The following is a 24944-nucleotide window of genomic DNA, read 5'->3' on the forward strand; positions in this document are numbered from 1 at the left end:
CTTTTATGAAAGTTATAGTGATCTGAAAAATAAAAAATATTATCTAATCATTAATTTGTTCCACATTTATGAAAAAATTTCCACATTTATATGCAGAATAAAACAACATATAAAAAATTTACTTATAATTAATTAGGTTGATTACCAAAAAATTAAGACACTTAACTCATTTTTACTACTTATTTTTAGTCTTAATTAATAATTATTTATTTCAAAAAATCTTATTAGGAGCCACATAAATGAAACTCAAAAAATTCGCTTTATCTATGGTACTGCCAGTTATGGTTGCTACGCCATTAGCTGTTATATCATGTGCACAAGAACAAAAGAAACAAGAGCAAACAAACTTAAGCTTAGATGAAATTAAAGAAACACCAGAATACAAGGATTACAAACAAGCATTTACAGCATACAATACAACAATTGATGAAAATGCTATTAAATTAAAAGATTTATTCAAAGCAAAAAATAAAGCTAAAACAGATGAAGAAAAAGTTAAATTAAACGATGAATATTCAAAATTATTAAAAGAAAAAAGTCCAGAAATTTTACAATTAAGAAAAACAGCAGATGCTAAATTTAAAGTTTTACAAGACAAATTAAAAGGTAATGATATTCAAATTGTTAAATTATTCCAAACAAACGATGAACACGGAAGAATTAAAGAAAACTTAGGTAAATATACAAGTGAAATTGGAATGGAAAACCTTTCAAAATTCCTTGCTACATCACACAAAGAACTTTTACTTTCAGGTGGGGACACAACACAAGGATTACCACTTAGTGACCATGACCACGGTAAAACAATTGCAAAAATCGCTGAAATCATTGGATATGATGGTTTAGCAGTTGGTAACCATGAATTAGACTTTGGTTACGAAAACATCAATAGCATTGAAGATGCATATGCAAAAAGTAGCACAAACACAAACAAAACACAATTCTTATCTGCAAACATTAAATGAAATGATGCGGTAAACGGTACAGATGCTGAAACACTAAAACTTAAAGAAAAATTCCCTAATGCAAAACCAGGTGAAGCAGCATTCCCTACACACAAAATGATTGAATTACCTTCAGGTCTTAAAATTGGTATTGTTGGTTTAACAACACCAGAAGCAAAATTCACATCACACCCAAGAAACTCTAAATATTTAGATATTATTGATCCAGTTGAAGCGACAAAACCAATTGTTAAACAACTTGAAAAAGATGGAGCAGATATTACAATTGCTATCGTTCACTTAGGAGTTAACCCATCTACAAAAACAGAATGACAATCAAAATACTTGGCTCAAAACCTTCCTGGTTTAGATTACATCGTTGATGGTCACTCACACACATTTAATAAACTTTATAAAGAAAACAACATTACACCAAATAATGTGACATATATCGCTCAAACAGGAGCTCACTTAGATAATATCTTTGAAACAGACTTCTTCGTTCAAAAGAGCACAAAACAAATCGTTGGTGAACCACACCAATCACAAAGAAATATTTTCCAAATTCTTTTACAAATTCAAAGTGAAAAATTAAATGCCGAAATTGAAAAAGCAGTTAAAGCACTTGAAGCAGAATACACTGCAAATGCTTCTGTAGTTGCATTCAAATCACCAATTGCATTTACAAATATCACAGAAAAAAGAGTTGAACTTTACAAAGAATCATTCTGAGAAGGACGTATTAGACCTACAAACTTAGGTACATGAGCTGCAGATGCAATTCTTAAAGACTTTGGAGATAGTAACCAAACTGTTTCTGAAAGAGTTACAGAACCAATTACATTAGATAATGCATTCGGATTAGCTAACGGTGGTGGTCTTAGATCAAACGTTGATGCTGGAGACATTACAAACGGAAAATTAACAGGTATTGCACCATTTGGTAACCGTCTTACAGTTGTTAAAGTTTCAGGTGATGTTGTTATCCAAACAATTAAACACTCAATCTCTAAAATTGGTTCAGGTGGATACGGACAATTCTCAAGCAATGTTAAATTTGAAATTGTTCCAAACCCAGAAGTAACTGAAGGAGTAAAAAACAGATTTATTCTTAAAGAAAATTCATTATTAATTAATGGAAAAGCAGTTGTTCCAACACAAAATTACTACATTGCAACAAACGACTTTATCGCAGCTGGTGGAGACCAATACCAAATGCTTAAATTAAATGATCCTAAATCTACAGCTGTATTAGCAGCAGAATATGAAGATTTAGTTGCATCATTCAAAAAATATGGAGCATACTTAAGTGAAATTGAAGGTAAAACACCTACAGATGCTTTAGGAATGCACAAATGAAGTTACTACGCAAACAGTGATTCACAACTTTATAATGCAGAAGACAATTGATCAACAAACATTAAAACAGCAGTTCAAACAACTTCAGATCCAGCTCACACACACGGAGCATAATTATAAATTTAAAAACAAGTGTTCTAAGGACGCTTGTTTTCATTTTTTGAATGATTTAGCGATTAATTTAACTCTTTAAGCAATTACTTCAATTAATCTTGTACAATACTTATATGGCTAGAAAATACTATAACAATATACATTATACAATTGACTATAATAACCAAGTTATTATCCTAAGTGACAAAATGTATGATGATCTTCATTCAAATAATCAATGAACAAAATACAAAAAAATGGGTGGTAGCAGTATCTCTGACTTATTAATCAAAGATGCTTTCAAAAGCGAATTTAGCGCTTTTTGTCATATCACACGTTTAAAATTACCCGTTTTAACACAAAAATATGTTAAGGCTGGGGTTGAATTAGAACCAAAAATTTTCGATTTCTTAAGAGCAAAATTACCAGATTATGGAATTGAAAATTTTGTCGCAGAAGATTTTGGGTATGATTACTTCAAAAATGATCCAATCATTGGTGGGGTTCCTGATGGATTTATTCCAAAATACAATATGATTCTTGAAATTAAAACAGCACAAGAAAAGAAAAAAGAAATTTGAAAAAAAGATGGTGTTGATGTTTCATACCGTAAACAAGCACAATTATATTCATATCTTAAAGGCGCTGATAAGTATGCAATTGTTGCATTATTCTTAAAACCAGATGAAGGTGATTACGAACATCCTGAATTAATCAATCTTAATCAACGTGATATTGAAACATATGCATTCAAATTAAATGAAGCAGATGCAATTGATGATATTAAAAAAGTTAAAGAGTGATATATACATTATACAAACACTAAAATTTCACCTAAATTTGATCTTGCAATCAATGGTGATCAAATTGAATATTTAGCTTGTGAAAATGAGCAACAATGAATTGGATTGTTAAATAAATGAAAAGCAGCAGGAAAAGCTGATCCTGACATTAAACCATAATTTAATATAACTAATAAATCTAAGAGCCATTACATTGCTATAATTCATAACTTAATTAAAATTCATTTATTCTATAGGCCAGGTCTTCACCTGGTTTTATATTTCAACTTTTAGAAAAAAGTTGTTTTATGATGTATTTTAAGATGAATTAAATTCTTTTAACATTAAAACTCGTGTAATTATATATAATACTTTTATTGTTTAAGACACACAATATAAAAAGGAGTAAAATGCTGGCATTTATATTTTGATATTACTTCAGAAATAATCCAATAATTGAAACATTATTTAATAACTCAACTATTGGAAGGGGTTATTTAATCAAAAATAATCTTAAAGTTTCTGATGAATATTTATCAACAGCAAAAAAATACATTAAAAGATTACTTTTAATTGAAATATTTTTAATGATATTTTATATATCTATAGTAATTACAGTTTCAGTTTTCCTTATCTTTAATGTTCTTGGTTTTGATAAAGAAACAAAAACAACAACATGATTTATAATTCTTCAACGTGTTGTTCCTGTTTTTGTCACAATGGTTCCTACTTTTTTATTATTAGCACCAATTGTAAAAACATTGAGGATGTTAAAGTTCTTTCAAAAATGAGAAATTTTTAACAAAGAATTATTAAATGATCGGTTAATTGAAAATCAACTAGATTCATTAGAAAAAGATAACTACACTCAATTTAAAATCAATCAAACTGATGATATTATCATTAAAACTAAAACAATTATTTTCGATGGTAGTGCAATAAAGAAAAATGAAGTAGAAAATGCTGAATTTGATTGAAGTAGATTAAAATCACATGATCTTAAATTAAAATTATTTAAATCAAAAATTTTGTCAAATAAATTCCAAATTTACGCATGCATGATTCAAGATTATGAGAATGCAACATATAATGAAAATGAAATCAACATTAATATGTTTTATGATGCATATAATGCCGCAAATAGAGAGATAAGAAATTAAATAGGTTTATAGCCTATTTTTTAATAACTTTGTTGCTTTTAAGACAAATTAATCATAATTTAGTTAATAAACATTTGTGGTGGTTTTTTAACTTATAAAACGTATTTTAATAATAAAACATTATAATTGTATTATTAGTTAAATCATTAGGAACAAGCACAAATATTCATAATGATATTTTTTTAAAAACAACTAGGAGAAAGGTTTAAAAGTATGATAACAATAATATTATTAATATTTTATTATCTAAGCTCTGAATTAAAAATGCTTAGATGAATTTACACAAACATTGCTAGAACATATGTTAGATCTAAAATTAAAGTTCGTGAAAACACTCTAGATTACTACATTGCAAAATTAAAGCATTTAGATAAAATTTTAACAATATTTGTTTCTATTCTATGTTTTACACTTCTTATTCTTGGTATATTTCTCTTAATTGCTGGTATCCTTGCTGATAAAAATGGCGGCACAAAATTATTTATTGGGCTTGGTTTTATGCTTTATGCATTATTAGCTCCATTTTCATTGGTTGTTGAGTTATTTATTATTAAATATCCATTATTAATACTAAAACAATGACAAAAAACAAATAAAGGTCTTTCAGATGAATTTCTTTTAGATAATAAAATTGATTTTGATCAAGTACATAATTTTGAACAAATCCAATTATTCCAAAAATCATATCGTTTCGTACATCCAAGAAGAATTGTTTTTATTACAACTCCGAATATCGCTTCTAGAATGAATAATTCTCCTAAATGAATTCGAATTTTTAGATCAAGTTTCAAGGTTCCGAGAAAACCTTTAATCATGTGAAATAAGAATTACTTCAAATACTTATTAATGATGCAAATTTACCACGAAAGCACTGTAAATAAGCAACCCTTAAACATTAATATGTTTATTAATGAATATCGTCTAATTAGTGGTAAATAAGATCAAATTATTAAAATATACTCACTGTAAAATAAATCCAGTGAGTATTTTTATATCTTGTTTTCTTGATTTTGATATTTTTTCACAAAAACATCTCAGTTAATATAAATTTTGTAAATTCATTTGAATTATACATTATAATATTTATGTGATTAGTTGACAACAACTCCCAGCCCGGGCACGTTAAAAGAATGGGGTAAACGTTTTTATGCACCCGCTGTTGTCGGCATTGGATGGGTGCTTTTTTGTATATCATTAAGTAATGAGAAGATAAATGAAATATGAAATTTATTATTAAAAATTAATAACTTTTATATATAACAGCACTATATATTGAACTGAATAACTACTTATTTATTACTTAGTGTATTTTGTATTTATCTCTTTTATCACTACACACAAGTTGAAAAGCTTCTGTTTTACATACAAAAAAACTAGCTTACAGAAGCTAGTTTTAATTATTATTTATAAATACCTTGTTTTCATTCTTCAAGTTCTTTTGGTGTAGCTAAAATAAAGTGATCATCATTAATTTTGATTCATTCAGGTTGGTTTTGATAACTATATTCATGAATTGAAGGGTTATATTCATAACCAATTAAACTTTGTTTATCTGAGTCAATTGATGGAACTGAATCAAGTAAAGATTTTGTATATGGATGAAGTGAATGGTTCATGATTTCATCTGTTGAACCAACTTCAAGTAATCTACCTTTATTCATAACTGCGATACGATCTGAAATATATTCAACCATACGCAAGTCGTGAGCAATAAATAAGATTGTTAAATTATACTTTTCTTTTAAATCATTAAAGATGTTTACTACTTGAGCTTGGATAGAAACGTCAAGTGCTGAAATTGGTTCATCGGCAATTAATAATTGTGGACGCAATGCAACTGCACGTGAGATACCAATACGTTGTTGTTGACCACCAGAGAACTCAAGTGGGTAACGTTTAAGAACTGAATCATCTAAACCAACACTTTTAAGAATGTTTCTAACAAGAACTTTACGACAATCTGTTTCTGATAATTTGTTAAGTTCTTTTCTTTCTTCATATGCTTTTTTAAGAACTTCAAGCGCTTCATCAACACCTTCTTGTTTCTTTAATTTAGCATAGAAGTCATGATATAAACTTGAAAATGCAACATTTTCATCTACAGCAATATCTTTATCTAATTCTCTTTTGTATCATCCAAATAATTCTGGATGTGTTTCTTGATTTAAATATGAATAAACTTCTTTAACTACATCTTGATCATAGTTATATATGTAAATTTCTTTTGCGTTTTTAGTATTAACTAAACCTTCTGAAACAACCGCTTCAACATTTTTATGTGGGTTTAATGAGTTAGCAGGATCTTGGAAGATCATTTGAACTTTATTGACCATAAAGTTTTCTAATTTTTTATAGTCACGTAATTTTTTACCAAATTTGAAACCACGTTTCATTTTGTGTGGCAATACTTGATCTAAAATTTTAATTTCCCCAAATGAGTGTGGTGTAAGTCCGATAATTGCTCTACCAATTGTTGATTTACCTGAACCAGATTCACCAACAAGCCCTAAAACTTCACCTTTGTAAATGTTAATATTGAAATCAGTTACAGCTCTAAATGCATGTGAACCGGTTCCATAAGTAATATCAACATTATTTAAACTTGCTAAAACTTCTTTACCTGGGGCGACTTTCATTAATTCATCAGTACCTTTTGTAAGGTTTCTGTATGTTGTTACTGTACGAAATGGGAATTTTTTAGTTTGTTCATAATAGATGTTTTCATTTAATTTTGGCATAACTATTATTTAACTTCTTGTGAAGCTAAAAATTCCTTTCATAATTTAAGAATATGCTTAGGTGGTTGATATTCTTCTGCATTTTCGTCAAGTAACGCTGTTTTAGCTCTATGTGTTTCTGATAATCAATAGAAGTCTGGTTCTACTTCAAAGTCTCTACCTAAGGCATAATCGTTTCTGACTGCGAATGCATCACCAACGATGTTATTTAAGCTAGATGGTACTGAACCTCTAATTGTAGCAAGTCTTTCACCTTTGTTAACATCAGGCATACTTAAGATTAAACCTCATGTATATGGGTGTTGTGGGTATTTTAAGATTTCTCTTGCTTTACCTTCTTCGATAATTTGACCAGCATACATAATTGAAATGTAATCAGCAATCGAAGCAACAACTCCAAGGTCGTGAGTAATGAATACGATTGATAATTTTAATTTTTCTTGTAATTCTTTAATTACATCAAGCACTAAGGCTTGAACAGTTGGATCAAGTGCTGTTGTAGGTTCGTCCATAACTAAAATTTTAGGTTCAAGCGCAACGATTGCGGCAATAACAACACGCTGTATCATTCCCCCAGACATTTCATGAGGATATAACTTCATAACAGCTTCTGGGTCGTTGATTTTAGTTAATCTAAGGAATTCTACAGCTCTATCGTATGCTTCTTTTTTAGTTTTAACAACTTTATTAATAAGCATACCTTCCATAATTTGTTTTCCAACTTTCATTGTTGGATTTAATGTTGACATTGGGTTTTGGAATACTGCTGAAACAACTCTACCACGGTAGTGTGATTTTTCTCAATCTTTAGTAGTGAATTTTTCAACATGATTTCCGTATAACATGATTTCACCAGAATCAATAACAGCATTATCTCCTGTTAAACCATATAAAAGAGATGTAATAACTGATTTACCTGATCCTGATTCACCGATGATAGCATGAACTTTACCTTCGTAAATTTTAATACTTGGTCCACGTAAAACTTTATTCTTTTCACCTGGACGTGAAGGGTTTGTGAAACTAAGGTTAATATCTCTAATTTCGGCTGCAATAGGTAATTTTGTACCGTCTGCGAACTCTTGATATTCAGTAGTTGCTAAGAATTCATCTCAATCAAATAAGTCATTCTTATTTGATAAAAATGAGAATTTGTTTGCAAATCAAACTTTAATGTGTCTTCCTAATTTATTGAATGTATTTTTCTTTGGTTCCTTTGTAGTAGTTACATTTGTATCAATATTGTTTTTATCTTGCATAAATATAACTCCTATCTTTGTCTTCTAAGTGCATCTTGAACTGTTGAACCAATAAGCTGCACACTTGTTGTAATTAAAATTAAGAATGTTGATGGAACAAATACATATCTTAAGTAATCAGGGAATACTTTTTGACCTTCAGAGATAACGTTTCCTAATGTTGGAACATCATCAATCGCAAGTCCAATGAATGCAAGTGATGTTTCAGATAAAACAACACCTGGGATTGTAAAAACTAATTGTGTAATTAAGATTGGTAAGATAACTGGAATGTAGTTTTTAAGCACTTTTCAAGTTGGTGTACCAAGAATTTTAGATGCTGAAACTCATTCAAAGTATTTTGCTCTTTTAACTTGAGCTCTAATTTGGTTTGCCATACCCGTTCATGAAGTTAATGATAATGAGAACACAATAACTCAGAAACTAGGGCGTAGAATAATTGTCATTAAAATTAAGATAATAATCGTTGGAACAATTGAGATAACCTTAATGATAAATGTCATAATCTTATCAAAGAACTCAAAGTGACCCATCATGATTCCAATTGTTAAACCAATTGAAACCTCAATAACAGTAACGACAAGTGCTAAGGCAAGTGAGTACCTTAAACCTCATCAAATTCTAGCTCAATAATCACGTCCTGCGGCATCTGTACCAAATCAGTGATAGATATTGAATGAATCGTATGAATTAAATGTTAAATTACCATCATTGTGGTTTGTAGCGTTAGGATCTTGAGTTGTAAATGGAATGATAATTGATAATAAGATAATTACCATTAAAGTTACAAATCCAAATACTCCAGCAAATGAACGTGAGAAACGATTTATAAACTCTTTGAATGCACGTGTTTGTGAGCCCATGTGTAAGTCGTTTTCAAAGTCCATTATTTTACCAACTATTTTTCAACTTTGATAGTTAAATGGTTGTGTAATTGGGTTTGGTGCAGCCATATCAGCCATGGCTTCTTTATTTGTTTCACCAAGATCTTGACGTTGACGAATTTTATTTGCTCAATTTGAGACAAATTTGTTTAATTTGCCTTTTTTCTTAATGTTTTTATCCATTATGCACCTCTCCTTCTAATACGAGGATCAATTGCTTCATAAAGAATATCTCTAAATGCATATGATAAAACAGTTAATAAAGCAAACATAGCAATTAAGAACAAGATAACTGGATAATCTTTTCCTTGAATTGCATCAAGTAATGTGTTACCTGATCCAGGAATTAAGAAGATTTGTTCGATAAAGATACTTCCTAAGAATGAACCAAAGATAACAGCGGGGAAGAATGTTGCGATTGGGAATAATGCAGGTTTAAGTGCGTGTCTTCAAACGAAACGGTTTCTTGAAACACCTTTTAAGTAAGCGAATTTAGCATGCACTGAATTCAACTCACGGTTTAATTCAGTTCTGATGTATTTAATATAAACAATGATACTTCCAAGTGATAAGGCTAGACCAGGCAAGATGAACGTTGCAAAGTTTTTATCATCAAATACGTATGGAATTCCTGCTTCTCTACCGATGAATACCAATAATAAGGCAAAAATGATTGATGGAACTGATGAGAAAATACTTACAACGATTGTTGAAATATTATCAACTCATCCACCAGGATTTTTACCAACTCAAATACCTAATGAAATACCAACTGTAACAGTTAATAAAACTGAGAAAATTCCTACTAAGAATGATTTATAGAAACGCTCTCAAATAAATGAGTTAATTGGTTGATCAGGGAAAAGAACTAATGAGACTCCAAAATCACCATGGAATAAGTCTTTTAAGTAATTAAAGTACCTAACAATTAATGGTTTATCTAAACCTAAAGCAATCTCTTTTGCTTTTCTTGCTTGTTCATCTAGTCCTTTTAATGCAGGGTTTTCACCTGGTACTGCATTGATTAAGAAAAATGTAATTGAAATAACGATTATACCTATGATAAAGAACTCAAGCATAATTTTGAAAGTTCTTCACGCTGTTTTTAGAAATGGAGAGTCAATAGCAAGTAGTTTATCTTTTAAACTAAGAGTGAGTGAACGTTTATTAGAAAAACGAACCTCATTATCTGATAATTTTGTTTTGTTAAATTTAAACATTAAATAAACTCCTTTCTACCCTTGTCTTTTCTTAGGTAATCCAATTCTAGGTGGACGTGTATAATCATAAGCATATTGAAGTGAGAATGTAAATAAACTATCTACCCCTCCAACTTTTGTTATTTCTCAGTTTGTATCAACTTCCATAAGCGGAATAACCATTGCAGCATCACGTACAACTTTTTCTAATGCACCTATAAATAAGTACACATAGTCTTGTGATCATTTTGCAATTAATTCTTCATCATTAAAGTTACCCGCAAAGAATGAGCTGATTCTTGATGAATAATCAAATACAGTTTCATTTGGTTTAATGAAAGCTAATTCAATAAATTTATTTCAGAAGTTTGGAATGATAAGATCCGGGTTTGCTTCTTTTAATTTTGTATTATTGAAATCAAGTCTAATATTTGTATCATTTGTCATTGTTGCTATTTCTTCTACTGTTTTTGTGTCTTGTAAGTAAGAAATAACTATTCTTGCTAATCTTGCTGCTTTAACTTTTGGATTTTTTACCACAAGATATTCCAATAAGTTAGAAATATATCTTTGTGTAAATCTATGTGCATTAGGGAATTTTGCTTCAAATTCAGATTTTAATGAGTTTCAAAGTCCTGAAAATTCAACAATATCAATAGCACTTTGTGATTCTAATGCTTTGTCATAAGCTTCTTTGATTGTTGCGTTATTATTAATAATTGCTTGAGCAGCTGCAACATCACTTGCTATAATATCTTCTTTTGTAAATTCTGGATGTTGTGTTTGCATTGCTTCAACGTAAAGTTGTACAACATAATCACCATAGCTATATGAACCTACTGGGTTTTCTTTAAATGCAATTGCTTTTTGGTTGATTGTGTCAATTTCATCTTTTTTAAAGAATGTTGCTACATAATCTTGAGCACCATTTCCACCAATACGGTCATAGTTTTGATAAATAATATCGTATGAACCATTTTCAATATAACTTGCAAAGATATTTTCAGGTAAGCTCTTAAGATCAATTTCAACAAAGTTATCAAATTCTTTAGCTAAAATTTCTTTTAAGTATGCTCCGGCTTGTTTTTGTTCATCTGTTCCATTGTTAATGTAACGTAATGTAACTTTTTTGATCTCTGGATGTTTTGCTTTATATCTTTCGATGTAGAATTTCGCAGTTTGCGGATCGTAAACAATATCTTTTCTCTTTGTATGTTCAAAGTTGAATTGTTTAGATAAGTGTTCTACGAAATCATAGTTTTGTAATGCGAATTCTTTATTATTTTTTGCTTTAGTTTTTAAGTCTCCAAAGAACATTTCGATATTTTTACCATCGAATGTTTTGTATTGACCATATGCTGTTCAAGTTGTTACAGGGAATGAGAAATCTCATTGCACTGCTTTAAGAATTTGCTCTCTATTAATTGCATAATAAATTGCATTTCTTAAATCTTGATCTTGTACTGCACTATCAGCATTTGTTTCATTATCTAAGTTAAATCCAAATGCAATCGTTCCATAACCTTGGTTTTTGTTAAGGTATTCTTTAAATTCAGCATTTGATCAATAACCGTTAATTTTTGAAGCAGGAATATATGTTTGTGAAATAATTCCATCTTCAAAGAAAATTGAGTTTGAGTTTTTGTTTGTTGAGAAACGAATTTCAATTTTGTTTGAAATTACGTTTTCAACATCAAAGTATTCTTTGTTTTTTGCTAGTTTGATGTATCCGTTAGGTCCAAGTAAAATTCCGTTTTTACCACCATCAATAACAAATGGTCCAGATGTAAGGAATTCACCAGGTTTTGAACCATAAATATCAATTCCACCTGCTTGAGTTTCAACATATTTTCTATTAATCGGATATAAGTGAGTAATAATTGTCGAAACTAAGAAACCTAGTTCTGGTGTATGGTTTTCGTCAAAAATCATAGTAAATGAGTTTTCATCTCTTGAATATGATTTAATAATACCTTTTGAATCGCGTCTGAATTCAAATTTTTGGTATGGGTTAACAAATGGATTTTTTACAAGTGTAACTTGGATTTTTTTGCCATCTTGAAGAATTGTGAATGGTTGTTTTTCTAAATTAGCATCAAATTTAGCGTTTTCTTCAAGTTCTAAACCTTTTGTAATTGTTTCATTATCATAATCAAGAAATGCTTGACCTGTATAAAAACCAAACTCTAATGCAGCTTCTTTAATTTTAGCTACTTCAAGAGCATCTTTCGGTTCATTTGTTTTTTCATCAAAAATTTGACTTTGTCAGATAGTTTCATCATTTGGATCTTGGATGTACATGTTTAATTCTTCATTAAAAATGTATTTTCTTCTGCCGAATGGATTTTTGTATGCTTGGTTGAATTTCTGAATGTATTCTTTTTGTGCATCAATAAATTTATCTGCACCACGAATACCGTATTTTCTAATAGTATCTAGTTTTTGTGAACCAGTGTTAATATCAAGAATGTACTCTAAGTAATCACGCACGTCTTGTGATGTAACAAAATCTCCATTGCTTCAACGATTTTTCTTTGCGTTTGTAAATCCAGTGAATGCCATGTAGTTATTGGCATTGCGTGGGTTAACAAATCCATAAATTGTTGATCCTTCTGTGATAACTGAACTTGATGTAGCGGCTCCAATACCACCAACGAGACCAAAGTTACTTAATTCATAGTAACCACTTGAAATCAATCCTGTTCCTGAATCTCTTAGAATTGCTTTTTCATTTTGTTTTGCGAAATCATCAAAATTAGATGAACCTAAATTTTCACCATCCTTATCACTTCTTTGTTTTTCGACTAATCCAAAGTTGAATCTATTTGTTGTAAGAACTGATTTTAAGGCACTATTTGGTCCAGTTTTAATGAATGAATCCACTAGTGATGGAATGATTTTATCCATTGATTTATATTTTACGTAGTTTAAGTTGTTAATCGGCTCTGTTGCTAGTCCTAAATCATAGTTAACACCAGCAGGTCTATTTGAATGTAATTTTGTATTTTCAGTATTAGATATATCAACACACGATACAGATGCTAAAACAGTTAATGGAGTAGCAACTGTAAGTGGTATTAATAATTTTTTTCTTAATTTTCTTTTGATCATTGCTCTCCTTAATTAGTGTGAAATATTGAATTGGAAATTAATTTTAATTTTTGGTTTTGGACTATTTCCATTATTTGTTTCTGTCGCATCTTCATTTTCGATGTAGACTGGTGCTGATTCTTTATTTTTACCATTTTCGGCAACAAATTTTAAGTCACCAATTGTAAATCCATCAACTGTATTTTTGTTTGCATCAACAAATTCGACATAGTATTCATGTTTTGGTTCTAATAATGTATCACGATATTTACTCATTAAACCATAGTCAGAAATTCATGATGAGTAACCTAAGTCTTTCAATGTAACTTTACTTGTTACATCACCTTGCTTTTCTAAATAGAATAAGTTGTTTGTATCTTGCACATTGATTGGTAAGTATTTTTCTTCTTTTGTAACTACATCAGTGAATTTAATGTATTTAACTTTTTCAGCAAGTTCATTAGGCATGTAACCATATAATGCAAGTGCGTCAAGGTTTTTATTTCTAAAGATACCTGAGATAGTTCTTGAACCAACACCATAGTTAAGCATTTGTGAAACAAAGAATGCTTTTGGTCTTGAATTAATTTTGTTTCCATCAAAATCTAAAAGACGAATGTTGTTATCAATAATTGGGTTTCTTTCATCATCGTAAAGAAGCATTCCGATTGTTTCTTTTTCTCATCTATCTTTGAAGAAACCATTGTTATTTGATAAGAAGTTACCAAAGTAGTTTGATCTTCTTCTTTGTGCTCCTGATCTAAAGTATGTAATATCATCACTTCAGTCAAATGCATATTCTTTTTTAAGTGCTGTAATTTCTTTATCAACATTTGTTATGAATTGAGTTAATAAATCTTTTTGTTTATTTAATTCTTCTTCTAATGTTGCTTTTTCAGCATCAGTAATGTTTTCTTTTTTAAGTTGCTCAATTAAAGCGTCACGTTTATCTTTAACTGTGTCAATTTGTAATTGATATTTATCACGTATTTTAAGCGCTTTAGCGTAGAACTCTTGTTTTAATTTTGATTCTACTGCTCCATCGATTGATTTTGAAATGTTTTCGTGATTTCCGACTTTGTGATTTAAGAATTCTAATTCTGTACCATCAACAACAAAGTCAAGTCCAGTGTTAGCTTCAGTAAGTCCTGAAATGAAGTTTGGAACATTTCCAAAATCTTTTGAATCCGGAACATATGTAACTTGAACATAGTCACGAGTTAATGTTTCAGCAATACTGTAGATATAATCGGTAAATTTATCATTTAATAATGGTTCAATTCTTGTTGCATTATATGTTTGTGCATCAGATGATGGTTCTCCTGAATTTCAAATTGAGTAAACCATGTTGATTACACCTCTATTTGTTCTTGCATCAAAATCTTTACCACGATCTGCGGCATATTGAATTTCACCAATTGCAAATAACATATCATTTACAGTCATGTATTTTGCAGCTTCATCGTGCCCTTGGTTGTATGCAGCAACACGAGCAGCGAAGTAATTTTGTAATTTTTCTGCATTAAATTGTAGACCTTCAAGTTGGTCTGTTGGTGCATCATTATAGTATTTTGTAAATTCTGGTGAAGATACACTAATACCGTATTCACTTGAGAAGATTGCTCTATTCGCTACTAAATCAGTTGCAGGAGAGAAATCTTTAACAGCACTGAATAAACCTGATTTTCTAAATTGTCTCATTAAAATATTTGCTAATTTTTGATCATCAAATGTAATTGCTTGTTTTTCTTCGTTTGTTAAATCATTTGAAGCAAGGAATAATTGTCTTGCTTTAATGAAGTCAAATTTTGATTTTACATATTCAATATCTCAGTTATATGTTTTAGAAGTTTCATCATAAATTGCTTTTGAATAGTCAATTGAAACAAAATCAAAGAATGAATCAAAATCTTTAGCTAAGACAGTTGGTTTATTTGTTGGGTTTTGAGGTAAGAATACTTGTGTTAATAATGATGAGTTAACAATTTTTAATAAGTTAGAGTTTAATTGTTTTGCTTTAGCAGATTCAGATGATGATGCTAATTCGTCTTTTGAAGGGGTTAAGAATTCAAAGAAGAATGGGTTAATTGCAATACCTTTAACATTTGCATTTCATTCTTTAATACCACGGTTAGCAACTGTTGCAAGTGCAGCGTAGTCATATGGAATGATTTCATTTAATGAACTAATATATGCAAAAGGTTGTGATTGGAATATATTTCTATTTTCAGCGCCCAAAACACCATATACATATGCAAATGAATTAGATAAACTACCTTGAACTTTAGCATTTGTAACTGGAATGTTGTAGGCTTCACCGATTGCTTTAATGTTAAAGTCAACATACATATTTCTTAAAAATGGTGAAGTTTGAATATTAGGGAATGCAAATCTTTTTAGTTTTAGAACATCATTATCATTTGGATTTGCAGTTCTTAAAACAAGTGTTTTATTTACATTTGCATATTGTTTTCCAAAACCATGTGGTCCGAATCCTCTATTAAGTGATTGAAATGTGCTAAGAACATCATCAACAAGATCATGATAAGCACGTAATGAATTACTTGATAAAGCAAAGTAAGCAAATGCTTCACGTGGGTCGTTTTCTGCTTGCTCATCAATATTGTTTGCATGTGGGTTAATTTCATTAATTCCACTTCTCTTGTAGATATCTCTATAAATAATTGATTCATCAATGTTCTCGTCAAGTAATGATCTGAATTTAGCATTAACACTTCCACCTAATGAAGTTGTGGCATTATTTCAACCAGAGTCAAATAAGTTTCTATCAATAACTCCTTCGAAAGCACGTGTTATAACAGCGATTTTGTTATTAATGTATGTTTTACTTTCTTCATCTAATGGTACGTTTAAAGGAACATTAATAACTGGTTTTCCATCTTTTGTAAGTAAGTTAACTTTTGTATAAACTTCTACTTTTGGTCTTGTTCCATCTGGGTTTGGTTTTGCATTCGGATTATCAATAAGTGCAGTTTCAACTACATTAATTCTAAATGTGTTGTCATCTGTGAAAGTAACTGAATTTGTAATTGGGTTACCTTGCCCGTCTTTTAACTGACCAAGCACATTACGTGCATTAACTTCATTAAATTTGTATGTAACTTGATTTGTTGCTGGGTCGATTTCTTTTTTGAATACTTTTGAAACACCAATAATTTGTGGGTTTAATGTACCTGAATCAGAGTCGAATGAGTTAGCAATGAATAAATCACCTAAAGCAACATTTCTAGCTTTTGCTGCTTCTACCATTCCGTTGTAGTCTTGTAAGAAACGACGTTTGTTATTTTTAAGTACTTCATAGATACTTGCACGAGGGTTTTCTGAACCTCAAATATCTTTAATATTTTCTCTTTCATATGATGAAACTAAACCATCTGATCCAATTTTTCCAAATTTAAATCTAATGAATTTTCCATCTTCAGGATCAATATGACCTAACGCATTAACTCTTTCAATTTCGAGGTTAGTTCTTGCATCAAGGTAATTTTTTAACGCTGAGTATGAGTAGTAAGATGAATCAGAAGCACCAGCACGTGTTGAAAGTCCCCCAACTAAAATTGGGTTGTATTTATCTTCTCATGCTTGACCTTGATCAAGTGTAAGGTGGTGTCCATATTCGTGAGTTGCAACGTATCTTAAGAAGTCTGTTGGAATACCATTGAATCCTGGTACTAATGCGCCTAGAACTAAAGGAAGTCCAATTCTATCTGTAGCACTAAATCCATAGTAACTTCCATCTTCAACTTTGTATCTTGTAATTCCATTTTCATCAACATATTTAACAAAGTGTGGTCCATTTCTTAAATTACCTCTATTTAAGTGTGGGTATTTTTTAAGAACTTTCTTAATTAAACCATCATAAGCTTCGTTATAAACTTGATAATGTCTTTTTGCTAGACCTTCTGCTGGATTACCATTTTTATCTTTTGCAGTTGGATCCTCAGGAGTGTTTGTTAACACTAATGGAGTAATTGCGCCTTGGTAACCAATTGCATCTTTAAATTCATCAAAATGTTTTGGATTAAAATCATTATATTTTGAAGCTTTGAAGTATTCATAGATTTTTTCTTGTGTTTCTATGTTTTCAAGTCCAACTTCAAGAATATGTGTGTTGATTTCTTTCTTATTTGTAACTTCAAATGAAACAACTTTGTATTGTTGCACTAATTCTTTTTGTTCTTCATATGATAAACCTTGTAATTCAGCATTTTTGTCAATTGCTTCAACAAATGATGCATAGAAATTACCTGCATAAACAAAGATTCTTTCATCTAAGTAACCATCTAAGTCATGTAAGTCTAAGAAACTTCTAAATGTTTGTTTTGAAGCATCGCATAACACTTGATATGAAAGGAATTTAGTCGAATCAAAATCAGCATTAGCAAAGTCTTCTAATTCACTTAAGTTGAAGTGAAGTAAAACTATAGAAGTTTCATCGGTTCTATTTGCAAGTGTAACTGTGATTGTAGAATCTTGATTTTCACGTGTTGCTCTATTACTTACAACATTTGTAACTGTCAACTCTTTGAAAAGTTTAAGATCTAATGAACTTAAATCGATTCCATATTTATTTCCAAACTCTTTTAACTGACTTTGTTCAATGTTGTCAGGTAAAACAAAAACTTTTTCACTTGTACCAATAACTTGTTTATATACTTTGAATTTTTTATTTAATAATTTTCTTGGGATTTGGATTGAACCAAATGCATCGTTAGAAGGGAATACAGCTTCATTTTTGAGTACTGAAGCAGTTGGTAAACTGTCTAAATAATTTAATAATTCTTGATATGTTGCATCCTTACCAAAGGCACTAAATGTTAATGCATCTTCTGCGTTACCTCTACCTGCGTTATTTGAGAATATTGGCAATGAACCAAAGAAGGCATCTGGGAAGAATTTAATTTCACTAGTTTCCTTATGAGCCGTAGAGTGTGAACCAAGTGTAATGGCATTACCATTTTGTTCAACTCCTTTAACAATTCTAAAACTGTCTAATGTTAAAAGATCAGGTCCTCATGCAACATTTTGAATAAACCATTTAGTAAATTCAATAAATTGTTTTGGACGTACAGCTAAAACATATTCATCAAAGAAACTAAATGAACCATATTTAACTTCTAAAATGAATTCATCATTATTTTCTTCAACATATTTGTTAAAGAATTCATCGAATGAATATTTTTTATCTGAATCATTAAATTTAAACTCTGTACCTTCATCATTAACTGAAGCAACTTGTTTTTTATCACGGTTTAAAATTGCTAATTCGGGTTTTAATATCTTGTTATCTTTACTTTCATAAATCTTTGAGTAATCGTTAGAAAATAAAGCCTTATTAGCAGGTGATAATGGTCCTAGTTTTTCGTCAGAACTATCAGCGTATGCAACAAGGGATCCAACTGAGATAGTTGAACCTACCGCTAATATTCCTAATGCTAAAAGTACTTTTTTTGGCAATGATCATTCTTTTAGTCTTTTCATTTTTGCACATCCTTTTCTGTAATGGTTTATATTAATAATATTAATATAACAATTTTACCAAAAAACGAGAGATTTCATAAGAGTATTTTTTTAGTTCACTAGATAAAAAAGATATTTATTAGTTGAGGTAATATGAAGAAAAAAATGAAATTAACACTTTTTGGTGCTGTTACAGGTATTGCAGTTACAAGTTTAATCCTAGGTAGCACCATAGCATTTAAAAACAGCAAAAATAATGACGAAAAATTCGAAAATATCGATGTAAAAACAGTTACATTAGATGGAGATATTAATAAAAACAAAAATAACACACCAAAGATATTAAATGATCACAACTACACAAAAATATTATCAATGAAAACACCTTATTTTAAGCAAGATAAAAACTCTCAATCAATGGTTTCAAATTTAATCAATGAATTAAAATTAAGTAATGAAAATATCAAAAATATTTCAGATGATTTTCTTTTAGATAATCAAATTTTGACTCATGAAGTTAAATCATATTATTCAATTAAAAATGATGTGACAAATTTAAGACCTTATACAATTACAAATTTATTTGATCAATATGGTTTTAAAAAACTTTTTAAAAAATATCAATCAATAAAAGCATTTGATACATTAAGATCACTAGATACTACTAATCTCAAAGATATCAGTAGAGAATTGAGAACTGTTTTGAATTTTTTCTACAACATTAACAAAGAATATTTAATGGACCACTTAACCGATTTACAGTGAAAATTAAAAAAAGATTTTAATGATTTACTTATAGATAAAAAACCTAATAATTTAATTTTCGAAATCAAAGAAAAAATCAACGACATTAATAGGTTGAATGAAACTAAAAAGCATGAAAACGATCTTATAAATATCACAATTAACAACATCGATCAAGTTATAAATAAACTTGAAAACGATATGAACGATATGGGTGATTCAATTAATGATTTACTAACTAAAATCGAAACTATCCAAGCAGTTGAAACAGATAAATTAAAGGCATTAAAAAATGAAATTCAAATTAAATATTGAAAACAAAGAATGTTTTTAAACAGGATTAATCTTTGAATCAATATAAATTCTTTTATTCATCACATTGAAAATGATTTTAGATTTAATGATGAATTATTGAATAAGATGCAAGAAAATAAAGAAATAGCAGATATACTTTCTAAATATTTAATTGCTAAATTTACAACATTCAAAAATATATGAAGCAAAATTGTTGCAGAACTTAAATCTAGCGATCAAGTAATAAATAATGAACTTTTAAGCCTTGGAGATAAATATTTAAGTAATTTAGCATCAAGTTTTACTAATAAAAATAATGTTAAAGATTTAAATAACTCATATAAAAATGAAACCATAAAATTCTTAACTGAAATTGAAGACACAATCATTGCAATGAATAGTATTTTTGATATAAATTTTGATAAATTATCAAAACGCTTTTTAAATGAAAAAAGAAACATCACACTAAATCTTCAGAAAAAAGAAGAATTATTAAATCACATTAATAAAGCTAAATTAGATAATGAAGTTCTAGATGATCAAATTAATATTTGAGAAACAAACATCAAAGAAACAACCAAAATTAATAATGATTTTAAACTCAAAAACCCTAAAAATAAGCCACAAATATCAGTGAATCAAAATTCATTAGATAATCTAAAATCACAACTTAATAAACTAAAAGAACAAAAACAGACAAATGATAATATTATAGATTCTTACAGTAGAGAATTAAACGATGTTGAAAACAGAATGTATGATATTTATATCCCTGAAAATGAAAAAGAAATTAATTCATTAATTGTAAAATTCGATCAATTAAACTACACCATTGGATTATTAGTAAATTCTTATAAACGAAAATCAAACATTGACAATTGACCAAAATTAATAAATATAATTGATAAAAGTTCAATGTCTTTAAGTTCATTTTCGGATGCAGAAAATAAAATATTAAATCAAATAAACAAACATAAAGTAAATATTTCTAGATGATATATTGAAAATGAAAATATCGTTAACGACTACAACACATATGTAAAAGTATTTAAAGATGCTAATCTTTCTGAACAAAATTTTGCAATAAAACTTTTAAAAGCCGCTAATAAAAATATCGATCACATCATTAATTCAAATCATAAAAATCTTCATGAGTTAAAAAATGAAAATATTAAATTAACTGAGTCACTTTCTAAGTTAGAACATAATTCATATGAATATGATGATGCGTTAGAAACAATTAAACAAAATGAGAAAGAAATTTCTGCTATAGAAAGTGAGTTATTAATTCTTAAAAAACGTAAAAGTGAATATGATTTTTACAATCAAATCACCAAAAGTTTACTCGAAAAAATGTTAGACATTTCTAATGAGAGTTCAAGAAGTTTCGAAACTTATAACACTACGGTATAGATAAAAAAGACACTTTTTTGGAAAGTGTCTTTTAATTATTATTTATTAGCCATTAAAGTATTTTTAATGTATTCAACAATATCTAATGTTGCTTTTTGTTCAGCATATAATTTCGCTAAATCAAATGATGTAAATACATCACCATTTTCTGAATCATTATTGAAAATTGATGGTGAGAATTTCATGAAACCATTTGAAACAATAACATAACCATCTCTTGAATTTAAGAAATTGTAGTAAGCATCTCTTGCAGATTCAAATGTTGATTTTAATGTTTCAAGGTTATCTGAATTATTTGATTTTTTAGCATTTAAGTAAGCTAAGTTTGCATCATTGAATGATTTTTCTAATCCTAAGAATTGTGTGTATAACTCTTTTTGTCTTACAACATCATCTTCACCATCAGCATTTGTTGCTTCAATGTTGTTTTGTAAGTTATCTGTTACAGCACGGTAAACTCTATTGCTTGATCTTAATTGTTTAATAAATTCAGATGTAAGACCAAATACATATTTATCTTCCATCGAGTCACTAATTAAAGCAGCATCCATTAACTCATTTAATTCTTTACCTTTAGAAATTTCAAATTGTCTAATAGCAGCAAAGATTTCTTGACCAGGTACAATAGCGTATTCTTTTTCTAATTTTCTAATTCTTCTTCTAAATCCATTGATGTGGTCGTTAGAATCTGAAATATTTTTATCAATAAGTGCATTTAAATTGTTTTGGTAAGTATCTTCATCACCAAGCGCTGATAATTTAGATTTTACAAATGTATTAATAAGTGATAAGTAGAAGTTTAAATCTTCAAGTGTGTGCTCTTCATTTGCTCCTTTTTTAAGGAATTTTCTAAATGCACGATCATTTAATAAGTCCATTGGTAAATCTCTAAAGTAATCATAATCAATTGAACTTAAACCATATCAAACACCATTTTCATCATTTGCTTGACTAATTTTGTTGTAAATTTCTTGGTATTTTGCATATGTATCAGTAAATCATTGTTTTGCAACTGCTGCATCTGTGAAGTTTTCTTCATGCATTAATGTAGGGAATAAGTTAGCAAATTCTTCAACAAGAGCTTTAACAGTATCTTTTCTTGCAAGTAGATCCTGTCTACCATCAGTTTCTGCATTAGCAAATGCATTTTTAAACCCATCTCATAATGTTGTTCCATCATATGGTTCTTCACCTTCAACTGGTGCTTTACCATAGAATTTTTGAAGTGATGTTATATCTGTTTTTAATTTTGCATAAGCTTGGTCATATTGTTCTTTTGTTGCGTTTTCATCAGCATTTAATGTTGTAAATGTACCTAAAAGTGCTCTTAAAATTGTGTTAATTTGTCCATCAAGAGTATCTCTAAACTCTGAAGTTTCATAGTGATATTTTCCTTCTTCACTAGTTAATTCAGTTGTATATTTATTAACTAATTCTGTAAGTTTAGGAACAACTGTTTCTGTTGCATATGATTTTGATGTTGCTAAATCACTTTTAGCATTAGTATCAAGAGTTTTTAAAGCCGCCATATCTTGATTTAACCCTGCTCTAATAACAGTGTTGTATTCATTGATTAATGCTTCTTCTTGTTCAATTTGTCTTGTGAATCTTGTACTAATGTTGCTAATTCCATATGTAGTTCTTGTTGTTTCATCATTTAAGTCGATTGAAAGTAATTTGTAGTATGTAAATAAATTATCTAATGTTGTGATAATTGAATCAATACGTTTAAGAGCGATTAATTTATCTACTGCTCTTACAACAGTATCTTCTGGCATTCTGTTAATTTCACTTAATTGTCCAAATACATATGTTCTTGCTTTTTTATATTCTCTAAATTCAGCTGATGCAGATTCATCACCTTCAAATTCAACGTTTAACTCTCTATATTTTGCATCAATTGTTGTTCTGAATTTATCATACACTGTACCTGTTCTACCTGAGAAATTAAGCATTGAAGCAATTTCATTTTGGTAGCCAGTTAATTCATTTGTAGTGTCTTTATCAAATTCAGCTAATTCTTTTTCAATTTCCTGGAATGAGTAAAGGAAATCATTTACTGTTACATTTGATGTTGTAAATTGGAATTTAGTAAGTTTAACTAATAAATAAATATATTTAGCGTATAACTTACCGTATGCAACTGAATTTAAGTAATCTTTAGCTTTTGTTGTATATAAAGTTTGGAATTTAGCAATAACTTTTTGTGCTGCTACACTTAATTGGTCAAAAACGTTTTGATCATTAATTTTTGCACTAAGCGGATATTCTGATACTTTCATTGTTTGAGGGATTGCAAGTTTGTTATAATCAAAATCACCAAAAGTGAATGGGTTTTGAATTGCTCTATATCAAACGTTTAATTCTATACTGTAGAATGTTTTTACTTGGTTATATAATGTTTGGTTCTCTGTATTTGTTGAAAGTACTGTTTGGTAAAGTTTAATAGTGTCTTTTACAGCTTGAAGATTTTCTTGTTTTTCAGGAGCTCCATTTGCATCTCAGTTAGAAACGATTAATTCAAGATCTTTAATTCTTCATTGTGCTAATTCATCCATGAATTTTTCAGCTGGATAGTTAATATCTGCATTTCTTAATTCGTGTAAGTATTCAGCTAAAATAATTCCGATATTGTCAATTAAGAAACGAAGTCTTTGACGTAAGAAGTTTCTGTTTTCATATGTTTCTTCAACTGTTTTAACTTCTTCGATTGATTTTTCGATCTTGTCAATTGTATTATCAATAATTGTTTGGTTTGATTGATATAACTCTGGTTGAGATGTTTTTGCAGCTTCAAGGAATTTTTGTAAGAATTTAGATAACTTGTTAATTGCATATTTTGTAGATGATGAACGTTTGATTAATTTTTGTTCAATGAATTCGATTCTATCTTTTAATGATTCAATTTCATTTTCTTTTAATTTAAGATCATTTTTCTCAAGTTCATTTTTATCAAATGGATTAGTTGTAGGTTGACCACCTTGGTTATCTATTGTTCCTGTGCTTGTACCTGTTCCTGGAGTTTCTGTACCAGGTTTTACAACACCGTTTTCTTTTAAGTCATTAAGTTCTTTTTGTGCATTTCTTAAGTCTTTTTTAGCTGCTGATAATAATTCTTGAAGTTTTGCATCAATTGTTTTTTCGAATTGATCTTTAAATGCGTTAAAAGCAAGAATATCTTCAATTTTTAATGATTTATTTTCAATTTTTGCATTAATTTCATCTTCTTTATCACTTAATAATTTATTTTGTGATCTATAGAATTCTGGTTCAGTTTTTAAAGCATCTAATTTAGATTCCAATTTGCTAAGTAATGTTGTTTTATTATTAGCAAATTCTTTAACTTTAGCATCGTTATCTTTCTCTGTGTTACCACATGAGGCCACTAATAAAACTGGTGATAATGCTAAAACAGAACTAGCTGTTAATAGGTTTTTAATATTTTTTTCATTATGATTTCCTTTTCTTTGTAAATAAATTAACCTCTAATTTATTGCATATTTT

The 24944-nt window shown here is 29.0% G+C and carries 12 protein-coding genes; 5 read left to right on the top strand and 7 right to left on the bottom strand.

Annotation, left to right across the window (positions count from 1 at the left end):
- Positions 1-239: 239 nt before the first annotated feature.
- From H9M94_RS00830 to H9M94_RS00845, 4 genes are all read left to right on the top strand, one after another.
- Positions 240-2417, top strand: coding sequence for a 5'-nucleotidase C-terminal domain-containing protein (locus H9M94_RS00830; protein WP_187469712.1), 2178 nt, complete (start codon positions 240-242; stop codon positions 2415-2417).
- A 113-nt stretch (positions 2418-2530) separates the two neighbouring features.
- Positions 2531-3358: an MAGa7180 family putative nuclease gene (locus H9M94_RS00835; protein ID WP_187469713.1), complete on the top strand. Its 828-nt coding sequence runs from the start codon at positions 2531-2533 to the stop codon at positions 3356-3358.
- A 230-nt stretch (positions 3359-3588) separates the two neighbouring features.
- The gene (locus H9M94_RS00840) at positions 3589-4338 is read left to right on the top strand and encodes an MAG0920 family protein (RefSeq protein ID WP_187469714.1); all 750 of its coding nucleotides are present in this window, start codon (positions 3589-3591) and stop codon (positions 4336-4338) included.
- A gap of 213 nt (positions 4339-4551) precedes the next feature.
- Positions 4552-5277 carry a hypothetical protein gene (locus H9M94_RS00845; RefSeq protein ID WP_187469715.1) on the top strand — a complete coding sequence of 242 codons (726 nt, stop codon included), beginning with the start codon at positions 4552-4554 and terminating at the stop codon, positions 5275-5277.
- A 461-nt stretch (positions 5278-5738) separates the two neighbouring features.
- Here H9M94_RS00845 and H9M94_RS00850 read toward each other — a convergent pair whose 3' ends face one another.
- The 6 genes from H9M94_RS00850 to H9M94_RS00875 are packed head-to-tail and all read right to left on the bottom strand — an operon-like array spanning position 5739 to position 19010.
- Complete coding sequence (locus H9M94_RS00850; protein WP_255483468.1) at positions 5739-7076, bottom strand: ABC transporter ATP-binding protein; 1338 nt, start codon at positions 7074-7076, stop codon at positions 5739-5741.
- Positions 7077-7081: 5 nt separating this feature from the next.
- Positions 7082-8335, bottom strand: coding sequence for an ABC transporter ATP-binding protein (locus tag H9M94_RS00855; RefSeq protein ID WP_187469716.1), 1254 nt, complete (start codon positions 8333-8335; stop codon positions 7082-7084).
- Between the two features lie 11 nt (positions 8336-8346).
- Positions 8347-9402, bottom strand: a complete 1056-nt coding sequence (locus tag H9M94_RS00860; protein WP_187469717.1) for an ABC transporter permease — start codon at positions 9400-9402, stop codon at positions 8347-8349.
- Entirely contained in the window at positions 9402-10439 is a 1038-nt protein-coding gene (locus tag H9M94_RS00865; RefSeq protein ID WP_187469718.1) for an ABC transporter permease, read from the bottom strand. The genes H9M94_RS00860 and H9M94_RS00865 overlap by 1 nt, the downstream gene beginning before the upstream one ends.
- Before the next feature lie 15 nt (positions 10440-10454).
- Positions 10455-13529, bottom strand: coding sequence for an ABC transporter substrate-binding protein (locus H9M94_RS00870; protein ID WP_187469719.1), 3075 nt, complete (start codon positions 13527-13529; stop codon positions 10455-10457).
- Positions 13530-13541: 12 nt separating this feature from the next.
- Positions 13542-19010 (bottom strand): PDxFFG protein, encoded by a 5469-nt coding sequence (locus H9M94_RS00875; RefSeq protein WP_222931579.1) that lies wholly within the window; start codon positions 19008-19010, stop codon positions 13542-13544.
- A 132-nt stretch (positions 19011-19142) separates the two neighbouring features.
- Between H9M94_RS00875 and H9M94_RS00880 the strand changes: the two genes are divergently transcribed.
- Complete coding sequence (locus tag H9M94_RS00880) at positions 19143-21440, top strand: hypothetical protein (RefSeq protein WP_187469720.1); 2298 nt, start codon at positions 19143-19145, stop codon at positions 21438-21440.
- 38 nt (positions 21441-21478) lie between these two features.
- On the opposite strand, the gene H9M94_RS00885 is transcribed toward H9M94_RS00880, so the two are convergent.
- A complete protein-coding gene (locus H9M94_RS00885) occupies positions 21479-24826 on the bottom strand; it encodes a hypothetical protein (protein WP_187469721.1) in 3348 nt (1115 codons plus the stop codon).
- Between the last annotated feature and the right edge of the window lie 118 nt (positions 24827-24944).

Origin of the sequence: Mycoplasma sp. Pen4, assembly GCF_014352955.1 — a bacterium.
Taxonomy (GTDB): domain Bacteria; phylum Bacillota_I; class Bacilli_A; order Mycoplasmatales; family Metamycoplasmataceae; genus Mycoplasmopsis.